The sequence below is a fragment of the Paenibacillus liaoningensis genome, from assembly GCF_059609455.1.
In genome coordinates, this window is record NZ_JCAALU010000004.1 from 204195 (window position 1) to 230208 (window position 26014).

Consider the following 26014-nt stretch of genomic DNA (forward strand, 5'->3'; position numbering starts at 1 on the left):
AAAACCGTGAGGAGAATGCAGCATGAGAATGGTAGACCTGATTGAGAAAAAACGCGATGGTGAAGTGCTGAGCGCTGAAGAAATTAACTTCTTCATTCAAGGGTATACGAAAGGCGAAATTCCTGATTATCAGGCCAGCGCAATGGCAATGGCGATTTTCTTCAAGGATATGACGGAGCAGGAGCGCGCTGATTTGACGATGGCGATGGTGAATTCCGGCGATACGATCGATCTGTCAGCCATTGAAGGCGTGAAGGTAGACAAACACTCCACTGGCGGTGTTGGCGATACGACGACGCTTGTTTTAGCCCCGCTCGTTGCAGCGCTGGATATTCCTGTTGCGAAAATGTCGGGACGCGGCCTCGGCCACACCGGCGGGACGACAGATAAGCTTGAAGCAATTGCTGGCTTCCACGTTGAACTGGAGAAGGAAGAATTCGTTCGTCTCGTGAACAAGGATAAAATTGCGGTCGTTGGCCAATCCGGCAACCTGACGCCAGCTGACAAGAAGCTGTATGCGCTGCGCGATGTTACAGCTACCGTTAACTCCATTCCGCTTATCGCAAGCTCGATTATGAGCAAAAAAATCGCTGCCGGCTCCGACGCTATCGTGCTTGACGTGAAGACAGGCGCAGGCGCCTTCATGAAGACGGTAGACGATGCGAAGGAGCTTGCGCACGCAATGGTGAGCATCGGCAACAACGTGGGTCGCAAAACGATGGCGGTCATTTCCGACATGAGCCAGCCGCTGGGCTTTGCAATCGGCAACGCTTTGGAAGTGAAGGAAGCGATTGATACGCTGCAAGGAAAAGGTCCAAAGGACTTGGAGGAGCTTTGTCTGGCGTTAGGGCGTCAAATGGTCTATTTGGCGAACAAAGCAAGCTCGCTGGAAGAGGCGGAGGAAATGCTGAAGGAAGTCATTCGCAATGGCAAAGCGCTGGAGAAATTCAAAGTGTTTATTGCCAATCAGGGCGGAGATCCAACGGTTGTTGACCATCCAGAGAAGCTGCCGCAAGCGGCTTACTTAATTGAAGTGCCAGCGAAAACCGACGGTGTTGTAGCGGAGATTGTTGCTGACGAAATCGGTACGGCAGCGATGCTGCTCGGTGCAGGACGTGCGACGAAGGACTCGGAAATCAATCTGGCTGTAGGCTTAATGCTGAATAAAAAAGTGGGCGACACCGTCAAAGCCGGCGAATCGCTCGTAACCATTCATGCCAATCGTGAAAATGTGGACGATGTGCTCGCGAAAATTTATGACAATATCCGTATCGGCGATAAAGTCGAAGCTCCTGTCTTGATTTACGGAACTGTAACCGAGTAGTAATAAAGCCATTTGGGTATAAAATACAAGCCGCCATCCGGGTGCAATTGCTGCCGGGATGGCGGTTTTTGTGCTGCAAGGAAACGGCTGGCAAAGGTTTAAATAGGGTTTATTAAAGGTTTATAAGGTCATGAAACGGAAATGCTTAACCTACAAATACTTAACAACTAAAATATTTGACAATAAGGTAAAATGCCCTTATTATATGTGATGGGACAGCTGTCCATTGGGAAATGGGCACGTAAGTCATCTTGTGTAGATAGGCAGGGGGAGAACAAATGTCGCAAGCAGCATCGAAAGGCGGCGCAGAGCCTGAATTCCGCTTGGCAAGTATTATCGTACCGATGATCGCCATTATTTCAGGCATATTTATGGTTATTTTGGATTCAACGGCGATGAATGTGGCGTTGTCTAGACTCGTCATTGATTTTAAAACCGATTTGCCAACGATTCAGTGGACGGTAACGGGCTATATGCTGGCGACGGCGGCGGTTATTCCGCTTTCAGGCTGGCTTTCGGATCGCTTTGGAGCCAAAAATATATTTTTAGGCTCGGTTGTAGCCTTCACCTTGGCATCATTGCTATGCGCATTGCCTAGCAGCGCCGAGTGGCTCATCGTATTTCGGATTATTCAAGGCTTGGGCGGCGGTTTCGTTATGCCGGTCGCTATGGCTTATGTGTTTCGTTTAAGCCCGCCGAATAAGGTAGGGCAAGTCATGGGGATGATGGGCGTGCCGATTTTGCTCGCGCCCGCGGTTGGTCCGATTTTGGCGGGCTGGCTCGTGGAATATCACTCCTGGCACTGGATTTTCCTGATAAACATTCCGGTCGGCATTTTCAGCATTATATTCGGCCTTTGGAAGCTGCCGAAGACGGAGCGCAAGCAGGTCACCGGCATTGATATTCCGGGCATGATTTTAGGGCCGCTTGCATTTGCTGCCTTATCCTACGGGGTTACGCAAGGCGCGGAAAGCTGGTCTTCGGATAAAACGATTGGCGGGCTCGTTATCGGCGGCATTGCGCTCATTGCATTTATTATCGTAGAGCTGCGTTCAAAAACACCGCTGCTGGAGCTTCGCGTGTTCCGCTCGGTCGACTTTTCATTCAGCATTTTTGTGCAGTGGCTGCTGCAATTTTCGCTTTTCGGCGCGATTTTCCTGCTTCCGCAATTTCTGCAGCAGGCACGCGGCTACGGCGCCTTTGATACGGGGCTGACCTTGTTCCCGCAGGCGCTAGCTTCCGCATTTATGATGCCGATTGGCGGCTATTTGTTTGATAAAATCGGGGTGCGATGGCTTGTCGTTATTGGCCTCAGCCTTGTATCCGGTGCGATTTTTCAATATACGCAGGTCGATTTGACGACTGAAGGCAGCGACTTGCTGCTTCCGCTCATTATGGCGGGCATGGGCTCCGGCCTCATGATGATGCCGCTCAACTCGCATTTGCTGCAAAAAGCGCCGCGCGAGCTCGTCAGCCGGGTCACGTCGCTAACAAGCGCTTTGCAGCAAGTTGTCAGCTCCTTCGCGGTTGCTACTTTAGTTACGGTGCTCTCTTCACGAGTGAAGACGCTCATTGTGGATCAGCAGCTGCCGCTTACGACGCCTGCCGAAGTGCAGAAAGCGACGCTAGCCGTTGCGCCGGAAGCATTCGGCTATACGTTCGGCATTATGCTCGTTATTGCCATCGTCGGCATTTTCCTCGGCTTGTTTCTGCGCAGAGGGAAAGTGCAAGCGGGAGCGGAAGAGCAGAAGAGCAAGCAGGAATTGGGGCTTGAAGGACTGCATTAATTTAATTCAATCAAACTTACGTCAGACGCCTGGTTCGCCAGCGGCGGTCTGGCGTATTTTTTTATTGTTCAGGTCAGCTTACTATTGACATTTGGTCTATAAGTTATAGACTACAGATATGAGGTCGATAACTTATAGACCAAGGAGTGGGAAAATGAAAGGCTATAAGCTTACAGAAAGCGAAATTAAGTTTACCGATTTAATCTGGAAAAACGAACCCATAAGTTCTGGTGATCTTGTGAAACGATGTCAAGAGGAAATGAATTGGAAAAAGTCCACAACCTATACTGTGCTGAAAAAAATGTGTGAAAAAGGTTTATTACAAAATGAAAATTCAGTCGTTTCTTCTTTGATTACAAGGGATGAATATTACGCAAATCAAAGCCAACGTTTTGTTGAAGATACGTATGGAGGGTCCTTGCCCAAATTTTTAACAGCGTTTATGGGCGGAAGAAAATTAAATAACCGCCAAGCAGAGGAGCTGAAAAAGCTGATTGATGAACACAAGGAGGGGTAATCATGAGCGAGCTATTTCTGTCTGTTTTAAACATGAGCCTTACAGCAAGCTATGTCATTCTTGTTGTCATATTAATCAGGCTGCTGCTTAAAAAAGCCCCGAAGGTCATCTCTTATGCTTTATGGGGAGTGGTAGCTTTCCGGCTTGTCGTTCCAGTCACCTTTGAGAGTGTATATAGTCTGTTGCCAAGGAATGGGGAACGAAATCCAATACCTCAAGCTAGTATGCCTCAGCAAAGTCCGCAGATTAATAGTGGGATAGAAGTGGTCGATTCAATTGCAGGCGGGACAATACCAGCAATGGCTGCACAGGATAGTGTGAATCCATGGCAGATTTACATACAAATTGGTTCATATATTTGGATTTTATGTATGCTGGTTTTGCTTATTTATAGTCTTGCATCTGTATTTCTCTTAAAAAAACAGCTCAAAGATGCCCAACGGGTAGAGCGGAATATCTACGAAGCTGGGAATTTGAAAACACCTTTTGTACTTGGCTTTATACGACCAAAAATTTATTTGCCCGTTGGACTCGATGCCACGGAGCGCAGCTACATCCTGCTGCACGAGCAGACTCACATTAAACGATTGGATCATATCATTAAGCCAGCAGCCTTCTTACTATTATCCGTGCACTGGTTTAATCCTCTTGTATGGGTAGCCTTCATGTTAATGAGTAGGGATATGGAATTTTCCTGTGATGAACGTGTATTGAAAAAGATGGATTTTGATGTGGCTATAAAAAAATCTTACGCGTCCTCCTTATTATCACTTGCTGCGGATAGACCTATTTTGAATGGAAATCCGCTTGCTTTTGGTGAGGGAAATGTGAAGGGGAGGATTAAAAACGTATTAAATTATAGAAAGCCAAAATTCTGGCTGCTTGCTTTCTCAATCATCATTTTGCTAGCAGTTGGGATTGGATTGATAGCAAATCCTGTAATAAAGGGGAGAGATGCATTAGAACAAATAACTGACTTAGAGAATATACCATCAGGTGAAGAAGTTTCGTTGGAACGACCAGAGAAATCAGCAGCAGAAATATTAAAAGAACTAGCCAATCAACCATTTTCAATTAGTGGGAATCAAATTGGTGATGACGATCAAGAAACCGTAGTCACATTTGGAAAAGCTTTTGTGAATTTGTATACCGGTGCTGTTGCAGAACAAGAAACAGTAACCTTTAGAAATTACATATCTAATGAAAATCTTCTTAAATACACAAATAAAATGTTAGAGCTAGAACAAAGAAAAGAACTAAAGGGAGCAATCAGTGTCCATTTCGGTTTGGAAAATGAATTCAAGGAAGCAGAGCTCAAGAAACTGGACGTAAATCTCTACTACGTAAGTTTGCCATTTTCGAACCAAGGGTCTGGAATGAACCTTCAGATGTTAGTTCAAGCTGAAAACAAGGCATTAAAAATCGTTGATTATTATTTTGGAAACAAAGATGGTGTAGATACGATTGCAACAGGACATCCCGCTGATAGAAAGCTTCATGATCCAAAACGATGGGATGACCAAGTATGGGTTGATGGAGTTTTTGAAAAGCTTGATAAAATAGAAATTTGAACGGAATTTTAATCTAAACGTCATTTTACAAGGAATGAAGCGTTAGCAAATAGCCATACCAAAAGCGCCTTGCCTGCATAACGCAGGGCAAGGCGCTTTTCCCGCTGGTGTCTCCCATTCAGCCTAACGGTTTTGCCCTGGTTCCCGCAATAACCTCTTTGTTACCCGATTGGATGCTTGCGAGAGCAAAGCAGCGGTATGTGCACGCAATAGCTCCCGGATAAGCTCCATAAATGCAATCCCCCTTCTGCTTCGGTTCATACATTCTATTAAAATGCCAGAGAGATGTGCTAGTCTCTTAATCTATCAGGCGAAAGTTGATGAATATATCGGTTAAGGACAATGGACTATAGCGTTCTAACCTTTCAGCTGCTTGCGGTAATCCGTAGGTGACACGCCGATAATCTTCTTGAACAGCCGGGAAAAATAATACGGGTCCTTAAAGCCGAGCGACAGGCTGACCGCTTTCACGCTTTGGTCGGTAAGGTCAAAAAGCTGTCCGGCGCGCTGCATTTTCAGCCGCAAATAATAGTCAATGGGAGCGTAGCCAGTAGATTGCTTAAAAAGATGATTAAGATGCTGCTTGGAAATACGCGTTCGCGTAACCAAATCGTCCAAGGTCAAATGGCCTTCCAGCTGTTCCTTCATATATTGGATAGCCTGCTCAATATAAGCGAGCATCTTCTCATCCTGCTTGCGCTTTGGAATGAGCGAAATGAAGCTGAGCAAATAACGAACCGTTTGCGAAATATGCAGCTGATGAATGACCGAATAGGATTTGGCCGAAAGCAGCTCGTAGCATTGGTTGAATAGCTCGACGATTTTCTCCGCCTCTGGCAGGGATACGTGGAGCAGCTCAGCCTCAAGGCCAAGGCTTTCCAGCAGCTGCACGAGCTCCTCGCCCCGAAAGTGAAACCAGTAGATGCTCCATGGATTCGCTGTGTTGGCCCCGTAGCTATGAGGGGTAAAGGCGGGAATGATGGTGACGGTTTTTTCCGTTACTTGAATCGTCTCCTCGCCGCCGAGCTTGATCCAGCCTTCCCCGTTCGTGCAATAGATGAAAATGTAAGAATCGCAGCCTTTGGGCCGCTCCCGGTAATGGTGCTTGGCCCGGTGAAAATAGCCGATATCCGTTACGTAGGCTTGGCGAATAATCGGGTGGCTGGTCATCTCCTCCAGTTGGTAGGAGGGCAAAACAATCAGCTTCTCCGTCTCAAAGCCTTGTGTTTTTTTGTTGAGCATGGTGAAGCAAGCCTCCTCGTTCCTTATGGCTATATTGTAAGCGGAGAGAGCTTCCAGCCGCAAGCGCTGCATTCGCGAAAAATCAGAATATGATCCATTAGGAACAGATGATTGTTAATGGAAAAGCGGGCATAGGCGCGGTACAGTGTAGGAAGATAAAGGAGGTAATGGCTTTATGAGTAAGCACCAAATAGCTGTAAAACTGAATGAGCGCAATAAGGAGATTACGACAGGCACATTGTCCGGCAATAAAGGAAGCAATCCGAAAGGAGAAAGCTTCGGTTTTACGAATTTTTACATGACGCGCAATGGCGAGCCTTTTATTCCTGTCGTCGGTGAGTTTCATTTTTCCAGATTTTCTTATTTGTACTGGGAGGAAGAGCTGCTCAAGATGAAGGCAGGCGGGGTGCACATAATCGCTACCTATATATTTTGGAATTACCACGAGGAGAAGGAAGGGCGCTTTAATTGGAATGGCAACCGCAATCTCCGCCATTTTATAGATTTATGCGCCAAGCTGGAGCTGCCGCTCGTGCTTCGAATCGGCCCTTTCTGCCACGGCGAGGTGCGTAATGGCGGCATTCCGGATTGGGTGTTCGACAAGCCGCTCGTCATTCGCTCGAATGATGAGCTGTATTTGAACTACGCAGCGCGCCTGTACCGCGAAATTGCAAGGCAGATGAAAGGCTCGCTGTTTCAAGAAGGCGGCCCGGTTATTGCAATTCAGCTCGAAAATGAATTTATGCACTGCGGCGCTCCGCTGGACTCATGGGGCTACAAAACCGGAATATTCATGTCTTCGGGCACGGGCGGCAATGCGCATTTGGACAAGCTCAAAGCGATTGCGGCAGAAGCGGGCATTCGCCCGCTGTTCTTTACGGCAACGGCATGGGGAGGAGCGGCGGTGCCGGAAACGGATACGCTCCCGATGCTTGCAGGCTATGCGTATACGCCTTGGATTCCTAATCAGCCGCCAAGCGGCGAATATATTTTCCGCGATCTTCATGTAACACCGATGGAGAAGGTCAATTATCCTTCTGCACAATATCCCGTCGCATATTGCGAGATGGCAGGAGGCATGCAGGTCAGCTATACGGCAAGGCCGCATGTGAGCCCAGACAGTGTGGAAGCGATGACGCTTGTAAAGCTGGCTAGCGGCAGCAATCTGCTCGGCTATTACATGTATCATGGCGGCTCGAATCCGCGCGGTGAAAATGGTTTTCTCAACGAATACGGCTTGCCGAAAATAACGTATGATTACCAGTCTCCGCTAGGCGAGTTTGGACGCATTGGCGAATCGTACGACCGCATCCGCACGCTCAGCTTGTTCATGGAAGCTTACGGTGCAATTTTGGCACCGATGGGAACGGTGCTGCCGGAAGGACAAGCGGAGCTGCATCCTGAAAATACGGAGGAGCTGCGCTATTGCCTGCGGCAGAAGGATGGCTCGGGCTTCCTATTCCTGAACAATTTTCAGGATCATGTAGACATGCCAGACCGGGAGGAAGTAACGGTGACGCTGGATACGTCCAGAGGACAGGCGAGATTTCCGCATACCGGGAGCTTGCGGCTCAAGCAGGGAATTAGCGCGGTGCTGCCGTTCCACTTGGAAGCAGCAGGCATTCGCATCGTTTCCGCTACGGTTCAGCCATTGACGAAGCTTGCGGATTTAGAGGAGCCTCTGCTTGTCTTTTATGCGCATGAGGGACTGAGCCCAGAGCTTGTTATAGCTGTTGACACGGTCGCGGGCGTAACTAGCGATGGTGGCGGCACTGTGGAGCAGCAGGACGGGGTTTATATAGTGCGTCCGGCAGTGGGCAAGCAGCATGTCGCTGAAGTGAAGCGTAAAGACGGGAACGTCGTTCGTATACTCGTCCTTTCCAGAGAAGAGGCGCTGAACACCTATCGCCTCCGCGTGTGGGGAGAAGAACGCCTGCTGATCAGCGACAGCCACCTTTATGCAGCGGGCGGGCAGCTCATTTGCACCTCGCCAGGCAAGGCGGAATGGCAAGTTGCCATGTATCCGGCAGCTGAAGCCGAGCTCAAATCAAGCCAAGGCAGCCTTTCTCCTGCTGCCGGAGGCTTGCTCCAGACATATACGGTGAAGGTTGCGGCCTATGAACCTCAGCTTCTCATCAAGAATACGTCAAGTCGTCATGCGGCCGTGCAAATCGATGCTTATTGGCCAGAGCAGGTAGCAGACTTGTTTCTTCATATTGAATATGATGGCGATGTAGCCGCTGCTTATTTGAATAATGAGCTGTTGACGGACCATATCCATTATGGCCAAGCTTGGCCGATTGGGCTGAAGGGCTTCCAAAATGAACTGCTGGATAATGAGCTTCAGCTCGCGATTACTCCGATTCGAAAAGGTACGACGCATACGTTCGTAAATCAGGCGTTCGTGGAGCGCTTTGAAGGTGTGGAAATGGCAGCGTTTCATGAGATCAAAGCGGTGCCGCATTATGTGACGGCATTGTCTCAAGTGTTCAAATAAGCCGCTAATTGAAGGGAGAAGCAGGCACGCCAGTGCCCGGCAAGCAGCAAGCGCCGGGAAACAGGCGTGTTTGCTGTCGTTTTTATGCGTTTTTTGACGAGAAAGGTACTAATTTATATATGACTTTGTCCGCAATATTGAGGGTACTGCAAAGGAAGAGGTCTGGCTTATGATGAATATATAAGCTTGGCGACGGATTTGAGCCACGGCGCTGCAAGAGCGACGAACCATAAAAACTAAAGGAGTGACCATCGCAGTGACAACACAGCAACAGCAAAATATTCAGCCATGGAAGCTATGGTACAAGCAGCCAGCGAGCCGTTGGGAGGAAGCGCTGCCGATCGGCAATGGCCGACTGGGCGGCATGGTATTTGGAGATGCGCGCAAGGAGAGAGTGCAGCTTAACGAGGATACGTTATGGTCTGGATTTCCACGCGACACCAACAATTATGAAGCATTGCGGTATTTGAAAAAATCGCGCGAGCTCATTTTTGCTGGGCAATACGGCGAGGCCGAGACGCTTGTGCAGGATAAAATGCTAGGTATGAACACGGAGGCTTACCAGCCTCTGGGCGATCTTTATATGGAACATCGCCAGTTGGGAAGCGATAGCGGAACTTCTGCTTTTCGCCGTGAGCTTGACCTTGATACAGGAATTGCTTCGTCTGCGTATACAGTAGATGGCCGATCATTTCGCCACGAAATATTCGTAAGCGCCGTCCATCAAGTGATGTGCATTCGCTATGAGGCGCTGGACGGAGGGGAGATTTCTCTAACGGCAGGGCTGGAGTCGCCGCATCCGGTGCAGCTGGCGGAAGGTAGCGGCGGCGCGCTTGTACTGAGCGGGACATGCCCATCCCATATTGCCGACAACTATCGTCAGGATCATCCGAAGTCGGTGCTTTATGAGCAGGGCCGGGGTGTTTCCTTCGAGGCAAGGCTGCAATTGCTAGGTGCAGGCGCGACTAACATCGTAGGTGGAGTAGATGGCTCCAGCAGCTCGCTTACTGTAAGCGGACACGGCACGGTTACGCTGCTGCTTGGGGCTGCTTCCAACTTTGCCGGCTATCAGGTGATGCCGGTTAATGATTCCGCGGCATTGGCGCTTAAAAATGAGCAGCCACTAGCGATTGCATCGGCGCTCGGCTATGAGGAGCTGCGCAGCCAGCATATTGCCGAGCATCAGCGGCTTTTCCGCCGGGTAGCTATCGATCTCGGTACTAGCCCGAATGCGCTGCTTCCAACAGATGAGCGGCTTGAAGGCTATAAGCGGGGCGAGGCAGATCCGCAGCTGGAGGCTTTATATTTTCAATATGGTCGGTATTTGCTAATGCAGAGCTCAAGGCCCGGTACGCAGCCAGCCAACTTGCAGGGCATATGGAATGACCGGGTACAGCCGCCATGGAACAGCAACTATACGACGAATATCAATACGCAAATGAACTATTGGCATGCGGAAATTTGCGGGCTGGGCGAATGCCATGAGCCGTTGATTGATATGATTGGCGAGCTTAGCCAGACCGGCAGCCGAACAGCGTCTATTCATTATAATGCGCGCGGCTGGGTCGCCCATCACAATGTGGATCTATGGCGGGCCTCGACTCCTTCGGGCGGGCATCCAAGCTGGGCTTTCTGGCCATTCGGCGGCATTTGGCTTTGTCTGCATCTCTGGGAGCATTATGCGTTTAATCCAGATCTGGCCTACTTGCGCGAACGTGCGTATCCGGTCATGAAGCAAGCTGCTCTGTTCTGTCTGGACTGGCTGCAGGAGACAGAGGATGGCGTACTTGTAACGGTTCCGGCAACTTCGCCGGAAAATATGTACAAGCTGCCAGATGGCAGCGGCGGCACAAGCAGCGTTTCTCTGGCAACGACTATGGATATTTCGCTTATTAAAGAGCTATTCACGCTTTGCCTGCACGCAGCCGATTTGCTAGGCGAGGATGAAGCGCTGCGCAGCGAGTGGCAGGACGCGCTTGTGAAGCTGCCCCCATTTCAGGTTGGTTCGGATGGCAGGCTGATGGAATGGGTTGAGGAATATGAGGATCATGAGCCGGGACATCGCCATGTATCGCATTTAATTAGCCTGTACCCGGGTTTTCTGATTAATGCGGAGAAGGAGCCAAAGCTGCTGGAGGCTGGCCGGGAATCGCTGAGACAGCGAATCGCGAGCGGCGGCGGCCATACGGGCTGGAGCTGCGCTTGGCTGATTAACTTATATGCAAGGCTGGGCGAGCCGGAGCAGGCGCATCATTTTATCGAGACGCTGCTTTCCCGCTCGACGCATCCGAATTTGTTCGACGATCATCCACCGTTCCAAATTGATGGAAATTTCGGCGGGACAGCAGGTATTGCTGAACTGCTGCTTCAAAGCCATACGCAGGAGCTTGCGCTGCTGCCCGCACTGCCAAAAGCATGGCCGGACGGTTCCGTACGAGGACTGCGGGCGCGCGGCGGCTTCATTATCGATATGGAATGGAAAAATGGACGTCTGGCGTCTGCCCGCATCGAGTCATTGGCAGGCTCGCTATGCACGCTGCGCAGCGGCGATCTGGAGCTGGCCGTACAAATGGAAGGCGAAGGCACGCTAGTCGCAATGCAGGGCGAGCGGTTTGAAACGTCGGCTGGCGCTGTATATACCGTCTTGCCGAAGGAAGCACTGTAAGCTTAAATCATACACCTATATATAGAAGATATAGCATAAGGGAGAAGTGGAAAAACCATGACAGAACAGCAGTATCCATTTTTAGACGGCAAGCTGGACATAGAGGAGCGTGTGCGCGATCTCGTATCGCGGCTGACGCTGGAGGAAAAAGTAGAGCTAATGGTTCAATATCAGCCTGCCGTTGAGCGGCTCGGCGTAAAACCATACAAGCATGGAACGGAAGCAGCGCATGGTCTAGCTTGGCTCGGCGAAGCGACCTCGTTCCCACAGCCCCTCGGTCTTGGCTGCACCTGGAACCCGGAGCTGCTGAAAGCTATTGGTTCTGTCATCGGTGATGAAGCCCGCGTCTATTATCAGCGCGACCCAGAAGTAAATGGCCTCACGCTGTGGGCGCCTACCGTCGATATGGAACGCGATCCGCGTTGGGGACGGACGGAGGAGGCTTATGGCGAAGACCCGAAGCTGACGGGCGAGCTTACTACGGCACTCGTGCAAGGCATTCAAGGCGACGACCCGGTTTTTTTCAAAGCGGTCGCGACGCTGAAGCATTTTATCGCCAACAATAATGAAATTGATCGCGGCAGCTGCTCGGCGAGCATTGATCCGCGCAATATGAAGGAATATTACCAGCGTGCTTTTCAGCCTGCGTTCGTCAAGGGCGGCGCGCAATCGATGATGACGTCGTACAATTCGGTAAACGGCATCCCGACGATATTGCATGAGGATGTGAACAAGGTCGTTAAGGGCGAATGGGGCATGAATGGGTTTATCGTCAGCGATGCTGGCGATTTGATCGGCCTGGTGAAGGATCATCATTATTATGATACGTACAAGGAAGCGGTAGCCCATTCGATTAAAGCGGGAATCGACAGCATTACCGACGATAAGGAAATTAGCTGCGGGGCGATCCATGAGGCATTGTCCGAAGGCTTGCTTGCGGAAGCAGATCTTGACCAAGCGCTGACCAATACGTTCCGCGTGCGTTTCCGTCTTGGCGAATTTGATGCGGATAATCCGTATGCGAATGTGCCAGATTCCGTCTTATGCGCTCCAGCCCACGGCGACCTGTCGCTTCAGGCTGCCCGCGAGTCGATCGTTTTGCTCAAAAATGAAAAGGCCACGCTTCCGCTGAGCAGCAGCAAGCTGGGCAGCGTAGCGGTCATCGGGCCGCTCGGCGATGTTGTGTATCGCGATTGGTACTCCGGCACTTTCCCTTATACGGTTACGCCGTTCGCTGCCATCCAGCAGAAGATGGCTGGCAAAAAGGTAACGTTTACGAGCGGCAGCAATCAGGTGGTATTGAGATCTGCCGCAGATGGAGCACCTGTCTCGCTTGGTGACAACGGTGTACTGCAGGTCGCCGCTGGCAGCGCTGCGGAGACGTTTGAGGTATGCGATTGGGGCTGGAACAGCTTGACGCTGCAAAGCCAATCGACGGGCAAATTCGCGACGAGCGCAGATGATGTCCACATTGCGGCTGCAGCGGATGAGGCCTATGGCTGGTATGTGAAGGAAGTGCTGCGTCTGGATGCGAAAGCGGATGGCACGACGGACATTGTTACATGGGATGATAAACCAGTTGTGCTGAAGGAGCAGGATGGCAAGCAGCTGCTTACTGTAACCGAGGAAGTTACCGAGGAAGATCGTGCGCCAGAAGCAGCTGGAGACAACGCGGGCGGCGCAGCTAACAGCGGAAGCGGCAACAATCGTGACAAAGAGCATAAAGGTGCCTTTAGGTTAGACGTTACCGTTGATGGAATTGCCGCAGCAGTAGCGGCAGCCCGCGAAGCAGAAACAGCGATTGTATTCGTTGGCAACAACCCGCTTATTAACGGCAAGGAAGAAACGGACCGTCCGGGCTTTACGCTTGCAGCAGCGCAAGAGCAGCTGCTGAGGGAAGTATACGCGGTTAATCGAAACGTAATTGCCGTCGTCATCGGCAGCTACCCGTTTGAGCTTAATTGGGCGCAGGAGCATCTTCCAGCCGTTGTCTATTTGGCGCATGCCGGACAAGAGCTTGGCAATGCGGTCGCTGATGTGCTGTTCGGCGATTTTGCTCCGGCAGGCAAGCTGAATATGACTTGGTACAGCCAAATGGAGCAGCAGCTAACCGATATTTTGGATTATGACATTATTAAAGGAAAACGTACCTATTTGTATTTTGAGGATACGCCGCTATATCCTTTCGGCCATGGTCTGACGTATGCGCCATTTTCCTTCGACAGCCTGCAAATTTCCCCGGCTGAAACGGGCGAAGGCTGGACAGCCAGCATTCGAGTAACGAATACGGGCAGTGTGGAGGCCGGCGAAGTCGTGCAGCTGTATGCCCATGCGAATGCCTCGCGAGTTAAACGTCCGGTGAAGCAGCTCGTTGGCTTCGAGCGCGTTTACTTGCAGCCGCAGGAAAGCATTACGGTTCAGATCGCGATTAGCGCAGCTGAGCTTTCCATGTGGGATGTGACGCGGGACCGCTTCTGTCTGGAGTCAGGCGTTTACAGCCTGATGGCCGGCAGCTCGTCAAGCGACATCCGCTTGACAGCCGAGCTTTCCATCGAAGGCGAGAGCATTCCGCCAAGAGCGCTGATGCAGCTGACGCGCGCGGAAAACTATGATGATTATTCCGGCGTGCTGCTTGATGAGAGCAAGGAAAGCGGCACCTGCGTGCGGCTGGCGGACGCGTCTACTGCTGGCTGGATACGCCTTGCAGATGTGCAATGGAGCGCTGCTCCAGCAGCCATCGAGGCGCGGGTTAGCGGAGGCCCGGCTGGCGGCACGCTGACGGTGCGCTTTGGCGCGGCTGAGGCTGAGCAAGCAGCTGTTCTGACGGTGCCGGCTGGCGGCGAGCAGCAGTGGCAGACCGTTTCGGCATCGCTTGCAGCGGGCATTTCCCCGCAGGCGGACGTATATCTTTCGTTGAGCGGCAGCGTGCGGTTGAGCAGCTTTATTTTTTCCTAAAAGCATATTAAGGATCGTTAGGCCGCAGGCTCTTTATGAACTTGCGGTCTTTTTTAAATATAGGAAAGGATATGATTTCGCCATACTTTCTCTATATTTCTCGGACTGAAACGCACCGCGCCGCCAGAGGACGGCGGAAGCCGTTTCACCTTGCCAGTCGCGGCAAAAGCATGCGCAAGCCAAACCCTTTGTTTGCTGCAGGTGGGCAGGCTTATTTGGCTCGTTACCCGGGCGGGAGGAGCAGGGTGTACATCTGGGGTGCTGCATTTTATAATAGAAGCGGGGCTTTCGAGAACGCTTTCTTACATTTTTACCACGAATTGACGCTAGAGATATAAGAAGTAATAGAAGAAGGGGCATTTGCCGAGTGAAGAAACAATCTGCCTTCGTCAGAAGGATGAACGATGTTCGCATTAAGCATAAGCTGATGATTTCATTTTTGCTCGTCGTCTGCATTCCGGTGCTGCTTGTCGGCATTATTTTAACGGCGGCCTTTCGTCAAAATGTGCTGAATCAGGCGACGCAGCAGACGCTGAACAATGTAGAGAAAATCAAGAAGCAGACGGATGACATTATTCGGATGCCCATTACAATTTCGGATAAAATGCTGTTTGACAATGCGCTGCGAAGCACGGTGAACACCAATTATGAATCTACGTTTGAGGCTGTAAGCGCATTGTGGGAATTTCGGGCGTTTAAAGATTATATGCAGCTGTATTCAGAAATCAATAATATCCGCTTTTATACGACGAACGAAACGATTCTTGATAACTGGGAATTCATCAAAACAAGCAAAGCCACTGAAGAGGCTTCCTGGTACAAAAGTGCGATGGGGGAAGTCGGCATCCACTGGATGTACATCAAGGATGAGACGAAGAAAAATAAAAATTATCTCAGCCTTGTACGAAAAATACCGTTTCCTACCTATCGGACAAGCGGCGTGCTAGTCATTGGCATCAATCAAGAGAAGCTGAATGCGCTGCTTAGCCAGGAGCCTTTCGATACGATGATCTTTGATGATTCCGGCTATATTGTGGCGGCCAGCAATCCGAAGCAGGTGGGGCTGAATTTAACCAATCTCGATTTTTCCAATCAATTGTCCGGGAAAGGGCCGGGTACCTTTGAAATTTTGTATGAAGGCAAGCGTTCGCGGCTTGTCATGGAGGAGCTCACCCCACAATCGAGCCGCAATGGTTTGCGCATCGTATCCGTCTTTTCAATCGACAGCATCGTCAGCGAAGCGAATCGCATTAGTATTTTGGGACTGACGATTATGGGCATTAGTTTGGCAATTGCGTTTTTGCTCATTTATTTTTTCTCGGGACTACTTGCGACGCGCATGCTGCTGCTGCATAAAAACCTCAACAAAGTAGCAATGGGCGATTTGACGACGGTGGCTACGGTGGACGGCAATGATGAGATTGGGCTGCTCTCGCGGCAGTTCAACAATATGGTGGTCAGCATTCGCGGGCTGATGGACGAGGTTTCTGAGTCCCAGCGGCAGCAGGATCAGCTGGAACTGAGGCAGAAGGATATTAAGCTTAAAATGATGGCGAGCCAAATCAATCCCCATTTTTTGTTTAATGCGCTGGAGTCCATTCGCATGAAAGCGCATGTAAACGGCCAGACGGAAATTTCCTCGATTGTCCATATGCTGGGCAAGCTCATTCGCCGCAATTTGGAAATTGGCGCTGGTAAAATAAGACTTAAGGATGAGCTGGAAATTGTCCGCTGTTATTTGGAAATTCAGAAGTTTCGCTACGGCAATGACCGCCTCACCTTTAATTTGGAGCTGGACCCGCATGCACAGTCATTGGACATTCCGCCACTGATCATTCAGCCGTTGATCGAAAATGCGGTCATTCATGGTTTGGAAAACATCGATGAAGGCGGCTGCGTGACCGTGACGACGCTGCTTCGGGATCGGGTGCTGCATGTGAAAGTGTCGGATAACGGCATTGGCATTGACGAGGCTAGAATGGATGAAATTATGCTGGCGCTGGGGGATATGGACGATGAGCAGGAATATCGCATTGGACTGCGCAATGTTCATCAGCGACTGGTGCTGCTCTATGGACAGGCTTCCGGATTGCAGATTATGAGCGGCGGGGAAGATGGCGGAACGACCATTACGTTTCAAATCCCGCAAGCGCAAGGAGGGCAAGAAGATGCATAAGCTGCTTATCGTTGATGATGAGCCGATGATTCGCGCAGGTCTGCGTACAATTATTGATTGGGAAAGTCTTGGGTTTGTCTGGGTAGGGGAAGCGGCCAGCGGCCCAGAAGCCCTTATTAAGCACGGCCAGTTGGCGCCCGATTTAATTTTAATGGATATACGCATGCCGAGAATGGATGGCTTGCAGGTGATAGAGGAAATTCGCAAAATTGACACCTCCTGCCATTTTCTTGTTTTGAGCGGACATGCTGATTTCAGCTACGCGCAGCGGGCGATCCAGTTCGGCATTGACGCTTATATATTAAAACCGGTTGACGATTACGAGCTCTATGAGAATGTTGTGCGTATCGCGGGGATTTTGGACAAGCGTTCCGAGCAGGCGGCAAGTCTTGGCCATAGAGAGACGCTGCGCCGGGAGGAGCTGCTGCAACTTGCTGTATCGGGCGACGCGGCCAGCTATCCGGAAATATGGAAGGAGCTGGAGCAGCTTACTGGCGTTACGGCGAAGAGCTTCCAGCTGCTGCTCATTGAGTGGTCAAGAACGGAGGAGCATACGTCTGCTGCAAGCATTGCGGCGAGGCGTAGATTGACAAGTGCGGTACAGAGCAACCGGGCAGGCTGGACGTTTAGCTCGGGCGCATATACGGCTGTGCTGCTGAAAGATTACGTCGTGCAGGAAGGCACGGGCGAGCTGCTTCGGCAGTGGGTGCAGCAGGCGGCGCAGGAGCAGCGTTATATCGCTGTCGTTGGCGAGGCGGTGCCTGCGCTTGTACAGCTGCCGAGCAGCTATGAAGCCATACTTGCGGCGATTAAGCATAGCTTCCGGCTGTCAAGCGGCGAGCTTCATCTCGTCGGAGGCGAGGAGCAGGCTCTGCATGCAGAGGCGGATGAGGAGCAGCTCCAATTACGGCTCCAGGAGCTGGCCCAGAAGCTGTATTATATGCTCGACATCGGCAGCCAGGATGGCGTGCGGCTGATGCTGCAGGAATCGGGGGAGCTGGCGAGCACGAGCCGGCTTTCCGAGCAGCGCATTAAAACCAGCTTTGCGCAAATGCTGACGATTGTATTGAACAAGCTGACGGCGGTTCATGTACAGCTTGCGATTCAGGACGAGCTGCGCATTGTAACGGATTTATACAAACAGACGAACTATGATGAGATGATGGCGCTGCTGGAGGACCGTCTGTCGCAGCTCGCGTTCCGTCTCGGAAATTCGAGCAATGTATCGGTCATTAAGCAAATTACCGGTTTTATTGAGCGCCATTATGCGGAAAATTTAAAGCTGGAAACGCTGGCAGAGCTGTTTAATTATAATAGCGGCTATTTGGGCAAAATGTTTAAAAATTTCACCGGCGAGCATTTCAACACCTATCTCGATCAGGTGCGGCTGCGCCATGCGGTAGAGCTGCTTCAGCAAGGGCTTAAGGTCCATCAAGTATCCGAGCTGGTCGGCTATGCGAACGTCGATTATTTTCACGCTAAATTTAAAAAATATAAAGGCATGTCGCCTTCGTCGTTTAAAGGCATGGTGAAATCAGATGCCGAGCGGCAGGAGTCTTAAAGCGAAAGTTAAATCTAAATCGAAAGGGGAACGTGGATTGAAAGTCATCGATTTGACGCATACCATTTTTGAACAGACGCCCGTTTATCCCGGCACGCCGCAGCCAACGCTGGAATCGCTGAGCACGTATGAGAAGGACGGCTTTAGAGAAACGCTGCTGACGCTTGCTTCTCACACCGGCACACATATGGATGCGCCTGCGCATATATTTGCGGGTGGAAAGACGCTGGAGCATATTCCAGCGCAGCAGTTCGTGGGGACGGCGCTCGTCATTTCATGCAGCGATCTGCAGGCTGGCGAGCAAATTACGATGGACTATATTGAGCGGGTACGCGCGCTTGCCGACTCGGTTGATTTTCTGCTATTTTACACAGGCTGGTCGAAGTATTGGGGGACGGATTCATATTTTGGCGAGTATCCCTATATGAAGGAGGAAGTAGCCGACTATTTAATCAAAAGTGGTAAAAAAGGGGTCGGCCTCGACGTTATTGGCGTTGACCCGATTTCGGATGCGAATTTGACCATTCACAAAAAAATCTTTTCGCAATCCGAAATGGTTATCGTCGAAAATTTAATTCATTTGGATCAAATAGGCGGCGGAGTATTTACCTTTTGCGCTTTGCCGCTCAAATTTCGGAATGCCGATGGAGCGCCGGCGCGGGCGATTGCCATCGTAGAATCATAACGAAGCGGGTAAATAAACTTCCAATTACATATTTTATTTTCCAAAAATGCCCTCGGCTTGTTTTCAAGCGGAGGGCATTTTTTTGCGAAATCCGTCATTTTTAGCTAATGATCCGGCCGGAATCCCTCATTTTTTGCAGAAAAATCATATCAAAATCACATAAATAGCAGCCTGTACGTATTTTTATATGATTTTAGGTGGAATTTGTCGGGTGCCTAGCTGAAAATGCTATCGGTTATGATGGGAACATAATAAAGAGAGAAATTCACGGATATGTTGAGTGAAAGTGAAGTTTTTAGGAGGAGCAGAGATGAAATCGTTACCAACCGCAGAACACCCGCTTAATGTGAACAAAAGCAAAGCCAATCGTTTCTGGGACCGGATGAAGCAGCAGAAATACTTGTATTTTATGTCCGTCCCGTTTGTCATCTGGGTTTTCGTATTCAGCTATGTACCGCTTTGGGGCTGGGTGATGGCATTCCAGAATTATAAACCGGCCAAAGGATTTTTTGAACAAAAATGGGTCGGCTTCGACAACTTCATTCAGTTGTTTGGAGATGAACGCTTTTATCTCGTCCTGCGCAATACGCTGGGCATGAGTATTATGGGACTGATCGTCTCGTTTACCGTTCCCGTTATTTTTGCCCTGTTTCTCAATGAGATCAGAGGCCAATTTTTCAAACGCTCCATCCAGACGATTTCGTATTTGCCCCACTTTGTATCCTGGGTTGTCGTCGCTGGCCTTGTTAGCAAAATGTTGTCCACGGATAGCGGCGGTGTCAACGACCTGCTTATGTGGCTAAATCTGATAGACGAGCCGATTCAATTTATGACGAAAGGCAGCTGGTTCTGGGGCATTGTAACGATGTCCGATATGTGGAAGGAAACGGGCTGGAACTCGATCATATTCCTGGCGGCTATGGCGGGCATTGATCCCGAGCAATATGAAGCGGCAACCGTTGACGGAGCAGGAAGATTCCGTAAAATGTGGAATATTACATTGCCCGGCATTCGCACCACCTTTATGGTATTGTTTATTTTGTCCATCGGACATTTGATCAGCATTGGCTTTGAAAAGCAATTCCTCCTCGGCAACCCGCTCGTTGTCGATTATTCCGAGGTACTCGATTTATATGCGCTGAAGTATGGCATTCAAATGACCCGCTTCTCTTACGGTACGGCGATCGGCATATTCAACTCCGTCGTCAGCATTATACTCGTGTTTAGCGCTAACGCCATCTACAAACGCATTACGAAAGAATCGGTTATTTAGGAGGAGAAAAGCATGCAGGGAACGATTAGACCAAAGTCAGAAATCATTACAGACGTCATCATATATATTGTGATGGGGCTTGCTGGATTAATTACGATTTACCCGTTTTTGAACGTACTCGCTATTTCATTCAATGAATCCATGGATACGGTGAAAGGCGGCATTACGGTGCTGCCTAGAAAATTCACCTTGGAAAACTATATTACGATTTTTCAGTATAAAACCTTGCTGACCGGTTTCCAAAACTCGGTGCTGCGTACCATTATCGGTACGATTATCGGGGTGCTGTCGGCTTCAATGATGGCATTTGTGCTTAGCCGCCGCGAATTTCAGGCGCGCAAGCTGATTTCACCGCTTTTCGCGATGACGATGTATTTCTCCGGCGGTATGATCCCTATTTATTTGCTGATTAAGAATCTAAATTTGATGAGCAGCTTCTGGGTATATATTATTCCGCTTATTTTGAGCGTTTGGAACATTTTCGTCGTCCGCTCCTACATTGATGGGCTGCCATACGCTCTGCAAGAGTCTGCAAAAATCGATGGCGCCAATGACTTTACGATTTTCTGGCGGGTCATCCTGCCGCTTTGCCAGCCTGTGTTGGCGACAATTGCACTGTTCATTGCGGTACAACACTGGAATGCTTGGTTAGATACGTATTTGTACAATCCGCAGGCCCCGCAGTTTACAACGCTGCAATATGAGCTGATGAAGGTGCTGCAATCGACGCAGTCCGGCTCTAATTACCGTGATGCGAGCGTACAGCAAAACTTGGCTGCGGTATCGCCAGAATCCATCCGGATGGCCATTACGATGGTCGTTACGGTACCGATTTTAGTCGTCTATCCTTTCCTGCAAAAATATTTTGTCAAAGGGATGACGCTTGGCTCCGTCAAGAGCTAGTGGACGGGCCTTAAGGCTTCCATATGGTAATAGCAGGTTTCCTGTTATATACAAGTTTATCGCTTCATAATTTAATACCGATTAAAAGGGAGGCAACACGAAGATGAAGAAAAAGAAAACCGCTCTAATGGGCTTGCTGCTTGCAACGGCTTTGACTTTCACAGCATGCGGCTCGGGCAACAATAACGAAGCAGGCACAGGCAATACTGGCAATGCAGGCGATGGAAGCTCTACTGAGCCTATTACGGTACGACTGGTATCGGGCGATAACAATCCAGACTGGGATAACATGCAAAGCGACATCGGTAAATTCCTCCAAGAAAAAACAGGCATTACGATGCAGCAGGAGTTCCCGGTTGGCGGATCAGATACGGACATGTTCGCTCTGATGGCAGCAAGCGGAGAGTATCCGGATATGGTTATGGCGAAGGGCAGCGTAAAAAGCTTGGTTGACGCTGGCGCGCTTCTTGACCTGACGGATCTCATTGAAGAACATGCCCCTAATATTAAAAAAGTGTATGGCGATTATTTAACCCGCCTTCGTTACAGCAAAGATGATCCAGCTATTTATGAGCTTCCTTCTTCCGGTGTAGGCCAAACTTATTTTGATGCCGAAGGCGGCTTCGAAATTCAGCATCAGGCGCTTGAGGCGCTGGGCTACCCTGAAATCAAAACCGTTAAAGATTATGAAAATGCCATTAAATCGTACATTGAGAAAAATCCGACGACTGAGGATGGACAAAAAAGAATCGGCTTGTCGCTTAACGGCGGCGAATGGCAAATTCTGATTTCCGTAACAAACCCTGCATTTTATGCAACAGGCTTGCCGGATAATGGCGAGTTCGCTATCGACGAGAAAACATTCGAAACGAAGCTTCACTACCAACGTGAGGAAGAAAGAGAATATTTCCGCTGGCTGAACCACATGAACGATATCGGCCTTCTGGACAAAGAAAGCTTCGTTCAAAAATATGACCAGTACAAATCTAAAATTGCAACAGGCCGAGTAGTCGGCATTATCGATCAGAAGTGGGACTACATGCAAGCGGAAAATTCCCTGAAAGCGGAAGGAAAGTTCGATGCGACGTATGCGCGCTTCCCTGTAACGCTTGATGAAAGCTTCCAAGATCATTCGTATCAAGGTACAGGCTACATGGCAGGACACGGTCTTGCGATTACGAAATCGGCCAAAGATCCTGTCCGTCTGATCAAGTTCCTGGATTACTTGGCTTCTGAAGAAGGTCAAATTCTCGTTAACTGGGGCATTGAAGGCAAGCATTATGATGTTGTGGACGGCAAACGCGTATTCAAGCAAGAAATTCAAGATCTCAAAACAAACGATGGCAACAAATTTAAGAAAACGACAGGTATTGAAAATTACTTCATATCGGCTCGTTACGGCGATGGCGTTAAAGATTCCACAGGCAACTATTTTACGACGAAATTCCCAGAGCAGTTCAAAGCTGAATATTCGGAAGCGGACAAAAAGACGCTTGCCGCTTACAAAGTGGAGATGTACAAAGAATTCTGGCCTGCAGACGATGCTTTCCCTGAGCGTCCTTACGGCGCAGCATGGAACTTGAATTTTGAAACAGGCTCGGAAGCGGATGTCATTTTCCAAAAAACACAAGATATTATGAAGAAACGTGTTCCGGAAGCGATTTTGGCGAAGCCGGAAAACTTCGACAAAATATGGGATGATTTCATGGCGGATCTGGACAAAGCAGGCGCTAGCAAGCTGAATGAACAGTTTACGCAAATGGTTAAAGACCGCGTGGAGTTCTGGTCGCAAAAGTAAGGGGATGCAATGGAGGGGAGAACTCTTAAATGAGTTCTCTCCTTCATTTCTGTCAATAGGCATGTTATGGTAATTAAAGACTAGTCGAAATGGAAGAGGAGCTGTTTTACAGTGATTAATGAAAAATTGCCGAAAATTTGGTACGGTGGCGACTACAATCCGGAGCAGTGGGATGAGTCTGTTATGGAAGAGGATATTCGGATGTTCAAGCTAGCGGGCATTGATGTAGCGACCGTCAACGTCTTTTCGTGGGCGCGCATTCAGCCTGATGAGGACACTTATGATCTCGAATGGCTGGACCGCATCATTGACCGACTATACAAGGACGGCATTTATGTCTGTCTGGCGACGAGTACAGGTGCACACCCGGCATGGCTGGCGAAAAAGCACCCCGATGTGCTGCGTGTCGATTACGACGGACGCAAGCGCAAATTCGGCGGACGCCACAATTCCTGTCCGAACAGCCCGGCTTACCGCAAGCTGTCCGAGCGTTTGGCTGGCACGATTGCACAGCGCTATAAAGATCACCCCGCTGTGCTCGTATGGCATGTATCGAATGAATACGGCGGCTATTGCTACTGTGACAACTGCGAGGCGTCATTCCGCGTTTGGCTGGAGCAGCGATATGGCACGCTTGAGAAGCTGAACAAGGCGTGGAATACCGCATTTTGGGGCCATACCTTTTACGATTGGGATGAGATCGTTGCTCCCAGTGCCCTCAGCGAGGAGTGGGGCCACAACCGGACCAATTTCCAGGGCATTTCCATCGACTACCGCCGCTTTCAGTCGGCAAGCATGCTTGCTTGCTATAAGCTGGAATATGAAGCGATTAAGCAGCATTCGCCTAATCTGCAAGTGACAACGAACTTAATGGGTACTTACTCCGAGCTGGATTATTTCGAATGGGCAAAATATATGGATGTCGTCTCTTGGGACAACTATCCTGCGATGGATACGCCATTCAGCCTGACGGCAATGACGCATGATCTGATGCGCGGCCTCAAAAGCGGCCAGCCGTTTATGCTGATGGAGCAAACGCCAAGCCAGCAAAACTGGCAGCCGTACAACTCGCTTAAACGTCCTGGCATTATGAAGCTATGGAGCTATCAGGCGGTGGCGCGCGGCGCGGATACGGTGCTGTTTTTCCAGCTTCGCCGCTCGGTTGGTGCTTGTGAAAAATACCATGGCGCCGTTATTGAGCATGTCGGCCATGAAAATACCCGCGTATTCCGCGAATGTGCCGAGTTGGGTGCTGAGCTTCAGCAGTTGTCTGGCCGCATCCTCGATTCGCGTGTTCATTCCAAGGCAGCGATCGTCTACGATTGGGAAAATCGCTGGGCGGTCGAGCTGTCGAGCGGTCCGACCGTCGCGCTTAAATATCTCGATGAGGTTCATAAATATTATGACGCCTTGTTCCAAATGAACGTGCAGACGGATATGATCAGCGTGGAGGAGCAGCTCGATCGTTACGATCTCGTCATCGCTCCTGTGATGTATATGGTGAAGCCTGGCTTTGCGGAGAAGGTTGAAGCTTTCGTTGCGCGCGGCGGCACTTTCGTCACGACGTTTTTCAGCGGCATCGTCAATGAAAATGATATCGTGACGCTGGGCGGATATCCGGGCAAGCTGCGCAAGGTGCTGGGCATTTGGGCCGAGGAAATCGATGCCCTGCTGCCGGGCAAGCAAAATGATATTATCCTTAATAAACCGCTTGGCGCGCTTGATAGCGGGACATACTCCGGCAGCATTTTGTGCGATCTGATTCATACAGAGGGCGCTGAAGTGGTTGCCGAATATGGTTCAGACTTCTATAAAGGCATGCCTGCGGTAACGGTTAATTCGTTTGGCGAAGGCAAAGCCTGGTATGTGGCGACCAGCCCGGATAAAACGTTCCTCGAAGGCTTCATGGCCCATTTGTGCTGTTCTGCCGGCATTAAACCGCTGCTTGCGACTCCAGACGGCGTTGAAGTGTCGCAGCGGGCCATTAACGGCAGCACCTTTACGTTCATTTTGAATCACAATGCGGAAGCGGTGCAGCTCTCGGAGCTGCCTAGCACGTTCACGAAAGAGCTGCTGAGCGGGGAAGCTGTAAACGGATCGCTTGCCATCGCAGCGAAAGGCGTAGCGATTTTGGAAAGCTAGAAGAACCGCTGCGGACAAGCTCCGCATTTGCCCCTGCCCGCATATGCTGAACGTATAGAAGCATAGCTAAAGGGAGGGCCGCCTGTGAGGAAAGCCAATGCATTAAGCAGCCGCAAGCAATTGGAGCTGATTTTACTTGTGCTGGCGCTGTATGTGCTGCTCGTTCTGCTGTTGATTTTGCTATTATTTTAAGCTGGATGTCCGTGCTGGCTCACGGACCAGGAATATAAAGGAGCATTCGACTGTTTTGGCTGCGGCTAAAGCGGGCGAATGCTCTTTTTTTCCGAATATAAGCATTTGAAAGGAAAACGATGTGCTGCATACATAATAGCCCCTTAGGTGGCAAATAATGATCAAGAACTGGTGCGTCCGCGCATCTCGTGTTTAGCATTTTGCAGCAGCGTATAACGGAAAGGGGGGCAAGCTATGACAGCAAGCAGCTCAGACAAAGGGAAATACAAGAAGATGGCGATGTCGTCAAAGGAATACCAGAACTTTGCCAAAACGCGGGAGCCTGCCCGCTCCATAGGAACGAATTGTTTGAGAGCCTTCATTATTGGCGGCGGTATTTGTGTGCTTGGGCAAGTGATTCAGGAGCTGTTTATGCATTTGCTTCATATGAAGGCGGAGGATGCGAGCAATCCGACGGTTGCTGTGCTCATTATTATTTCAGTGATTTTGACGAGCATTGGGGTGTACGATAAAATCGCCCAGTGGGCAGGAGCCGGCACAGCCGTGCCTGTCACAGGCTTCGCCAATTCGATGTGCTCGGCGGCGCTGGAGCACCGTGCTGAAGGGCTTGTCCTTGGCGTTGGCGCCAATATGTTCAAGCTGGCGGGCTCCGTTATCGTGTTCGGCGTTGTGGCAGCATTCTTCGTCGGCATCGTCCATCTCATTCTCGGCACAGGAGGGCAATAA

16 protein-coding genes are annotated in these 26014 nt (G+C 50.0%); 15 read left to right on the forward strand and 1 reads right to left on the reverse strand.

Going from position 1 to position 26014, the window contains the following annotated elements:
* The first annotated feature begins 22 nt into the window (after window positions 1-22).
* From AC6B99_RS07060 to AC6B99_RS07075, 4 genes are all read left to right on the forward strand, one after another.
* Window positions 23-1324, forward strand: coding sequence for a pyrimidine-nucleoside phosphorylase (locus tag AC6B99_RS07060; RefSeq protein WP_496663083.1), 1302 nt, complete (start codon window positions 23-25; stop codon window positions 1322-1324).
* A 278-nt stretch (window positions 1325-1602) separates the two neighbouring features.
* The gene (locus tag AC6B99_RS07065) at window positions 1603-3111 is read left to right on the forward strand and encodes a DHA2 family efflux MFS transporter permease subunit (protein ID WP_494862069.1); all 1509 of its coding nucleotides are present in this window, start codon (window positions 1603-1605) and stop codon (window positions 3109-3111) included.
* A gap of 154 nt (window positions 3112-3265) precedes the next feature.
* On the forward strand, window positions 3266-3628 hold the full coding sequence (locus AC6B99_RS07070) for a BlaI/MecI/CopY family transcriptional regulator (protein ID WP_056041975.1): 363 nt from the start codon (window positions 3266-3268) through the stop codon (window positions 3626-3628).
* 2 nt (window positions 3629-3630) lie between these two features.
* Window positions 3631-5199 carry a M56 family metallopeptidase gene (locus tag AC6B99_RS07075; protein WP_496663084.1) on the forward strand — a complete coding sequence of 523 codons (1569 nt, stop codon included), beginning with the start codon at window positions 3631-3633 and terminating at the stop codon, window positions 5197-5199.
* Between the two features lie 357 nt (window positions 5200-5556).
* Here the strand turns inward: AC6B99_RS07075 and AC6B99_RS07080 are convergent, their stop codons facing one another.
* Window positions 5557-6441, reverse strand: coding sequence for a helix-turn-helix domain-containing protein (locus AC6B99_RS07080; protein ID WP_496663085.1), 885 nt, complete (start codon window positions 6439-6441; stop codon window positions 5557-5559).
* A gap of 175 nt (window positions 6442-6616) precedes the next feature.
* Between AC6B99_RS07080 and AC6B99_RS07085 the strand changes: the two genes are divergently transcribed.
* The 11 genes from AC6B99_RS07085 to spoVAC all read left to right on the forward strand — a co-directional run bounded on the left by AC6B99_RS07085 (window position 6617) and on the right by spoVAC (window position 26014).
* Window positions 6617-8938, forward strand: coding sequence for a beta-galactosidase (locus tag AC6B99_RS07085; RefSeq protein WP_494880549.1), 2322 nt, complete (start codon window positions 6617-6619; stop codon window positions 8936-8938).
* Between the two features lie 256 nt (window positions 8939-9194).
* Window positions 9195-11603, forward strand: coding sequence for a glycoside hydrolase family 95 protein (locus AC6B99_RS07090; RefSeq protein WP_496663086.1), 2409 nt, complete (start codon window positions 9195-9197; stop codon window positions 11601-11603).
* Between the two features lie 57 nt (window positions 11604-11660).
* Complete coding sequence (locus AC6B99_RS07095; protein ID WP_496663087.1) at window positions 11661-14558, forward strand: glycoside hydrolase family 3 C-terminal domain-containing protein; 2898 nt, start codon at window positions 11661-11663, stop codon at window positions 14556-14558.
* 367 nt (window positions 14559-14925) lie between these two features.
* Window positions 14926-16734, forward strand: a complete 1809-nt coding sequence (locus AC6B99_RS07100) for a histidine kinase (RefSeq protein WP_494880555.1) — start codon at window positions 14926-14928, stop codon at window positions 16732-16734.
* A complete protein-coding gene (locus AC6B99_RS07105; protein WP_496663088.1) occupies window positions 16727-18295 on the forward strand; it encodes a response regulator transcription factor in 1569 nt (522 codons plus the stop codon). Before AC6B99_RS07100 ends, AC6B99_RS07105 begins: the two co-directional genes overlap by 8 nt.
* Before the next feature lie 37 nt (window positions 18296-18332).
* Entirely contained in the window at window positions 18333-18980 is a 648-nt protein-coding gene (locus tag AC6B99_RS07110; RefSeq protein ID WP_056042099.1) for a cyclase family protein, read from the forward strand.
* Between the two features lie 310 nt (window positions 18981-19290).
* Entirely contained in the window at window positions 19291-20253 is a 963-nt protein-coding gene (locus AC6B99_RS07115; RefSeq protein WP_056041968.1) for an ABC transporter permease, read from the forward strand.
* A 12-nt stretch (window positions 20254-20265) separates the two neighbouring features.
* On the forward strand, window positions 20266-21156 hold the full coding sequence (locus tag AC6B99_RS07120; RefSeq protein ID WP_056041966.1) for a carbohydrate ABC transporter permease: 891 nt from the start codon (window positions 20266-20268) through the stop codon (window positions 21154-21156).
* 103 nt (window positions 21157-21259) lie between these two features.
* Window positions 21260-22954, forward strand: coding sequence for an extracellular solute-binding protein (locus AC6B99_RS07125; protein WP_494862057.1), 1695 nt, complete (start codon window positions 21260-21262; stop codon window positions 22952-22954).
* Between the two features lie 111 nt (window positions 22955-23065).
* Window positions 23066-25096 carry a beta-galactosidase gene (locus AC6B99_RS07130; RefSeq protein ID WP_056041961.1) on the forward strand — a complete coding sequence of 677 codons (2031 nt, stop codon included), beginning with the start codon at window positions 23066-23068 and terminating at the stop codon, window positions 25094-25096.
* Between the two features lie 426 nt (window positions 25097-25522).
* On the forward strand, window positions 25523-26014 hold the full coding sequence (spoVAC, locus tag AC6B99_RS07135; RefSeq protein ID WP_056041958.1) for a stage V sporulation protein AC: 492 nt from the start codon (window positions 25523-25525) through the stop codon (window positions 26012-26014).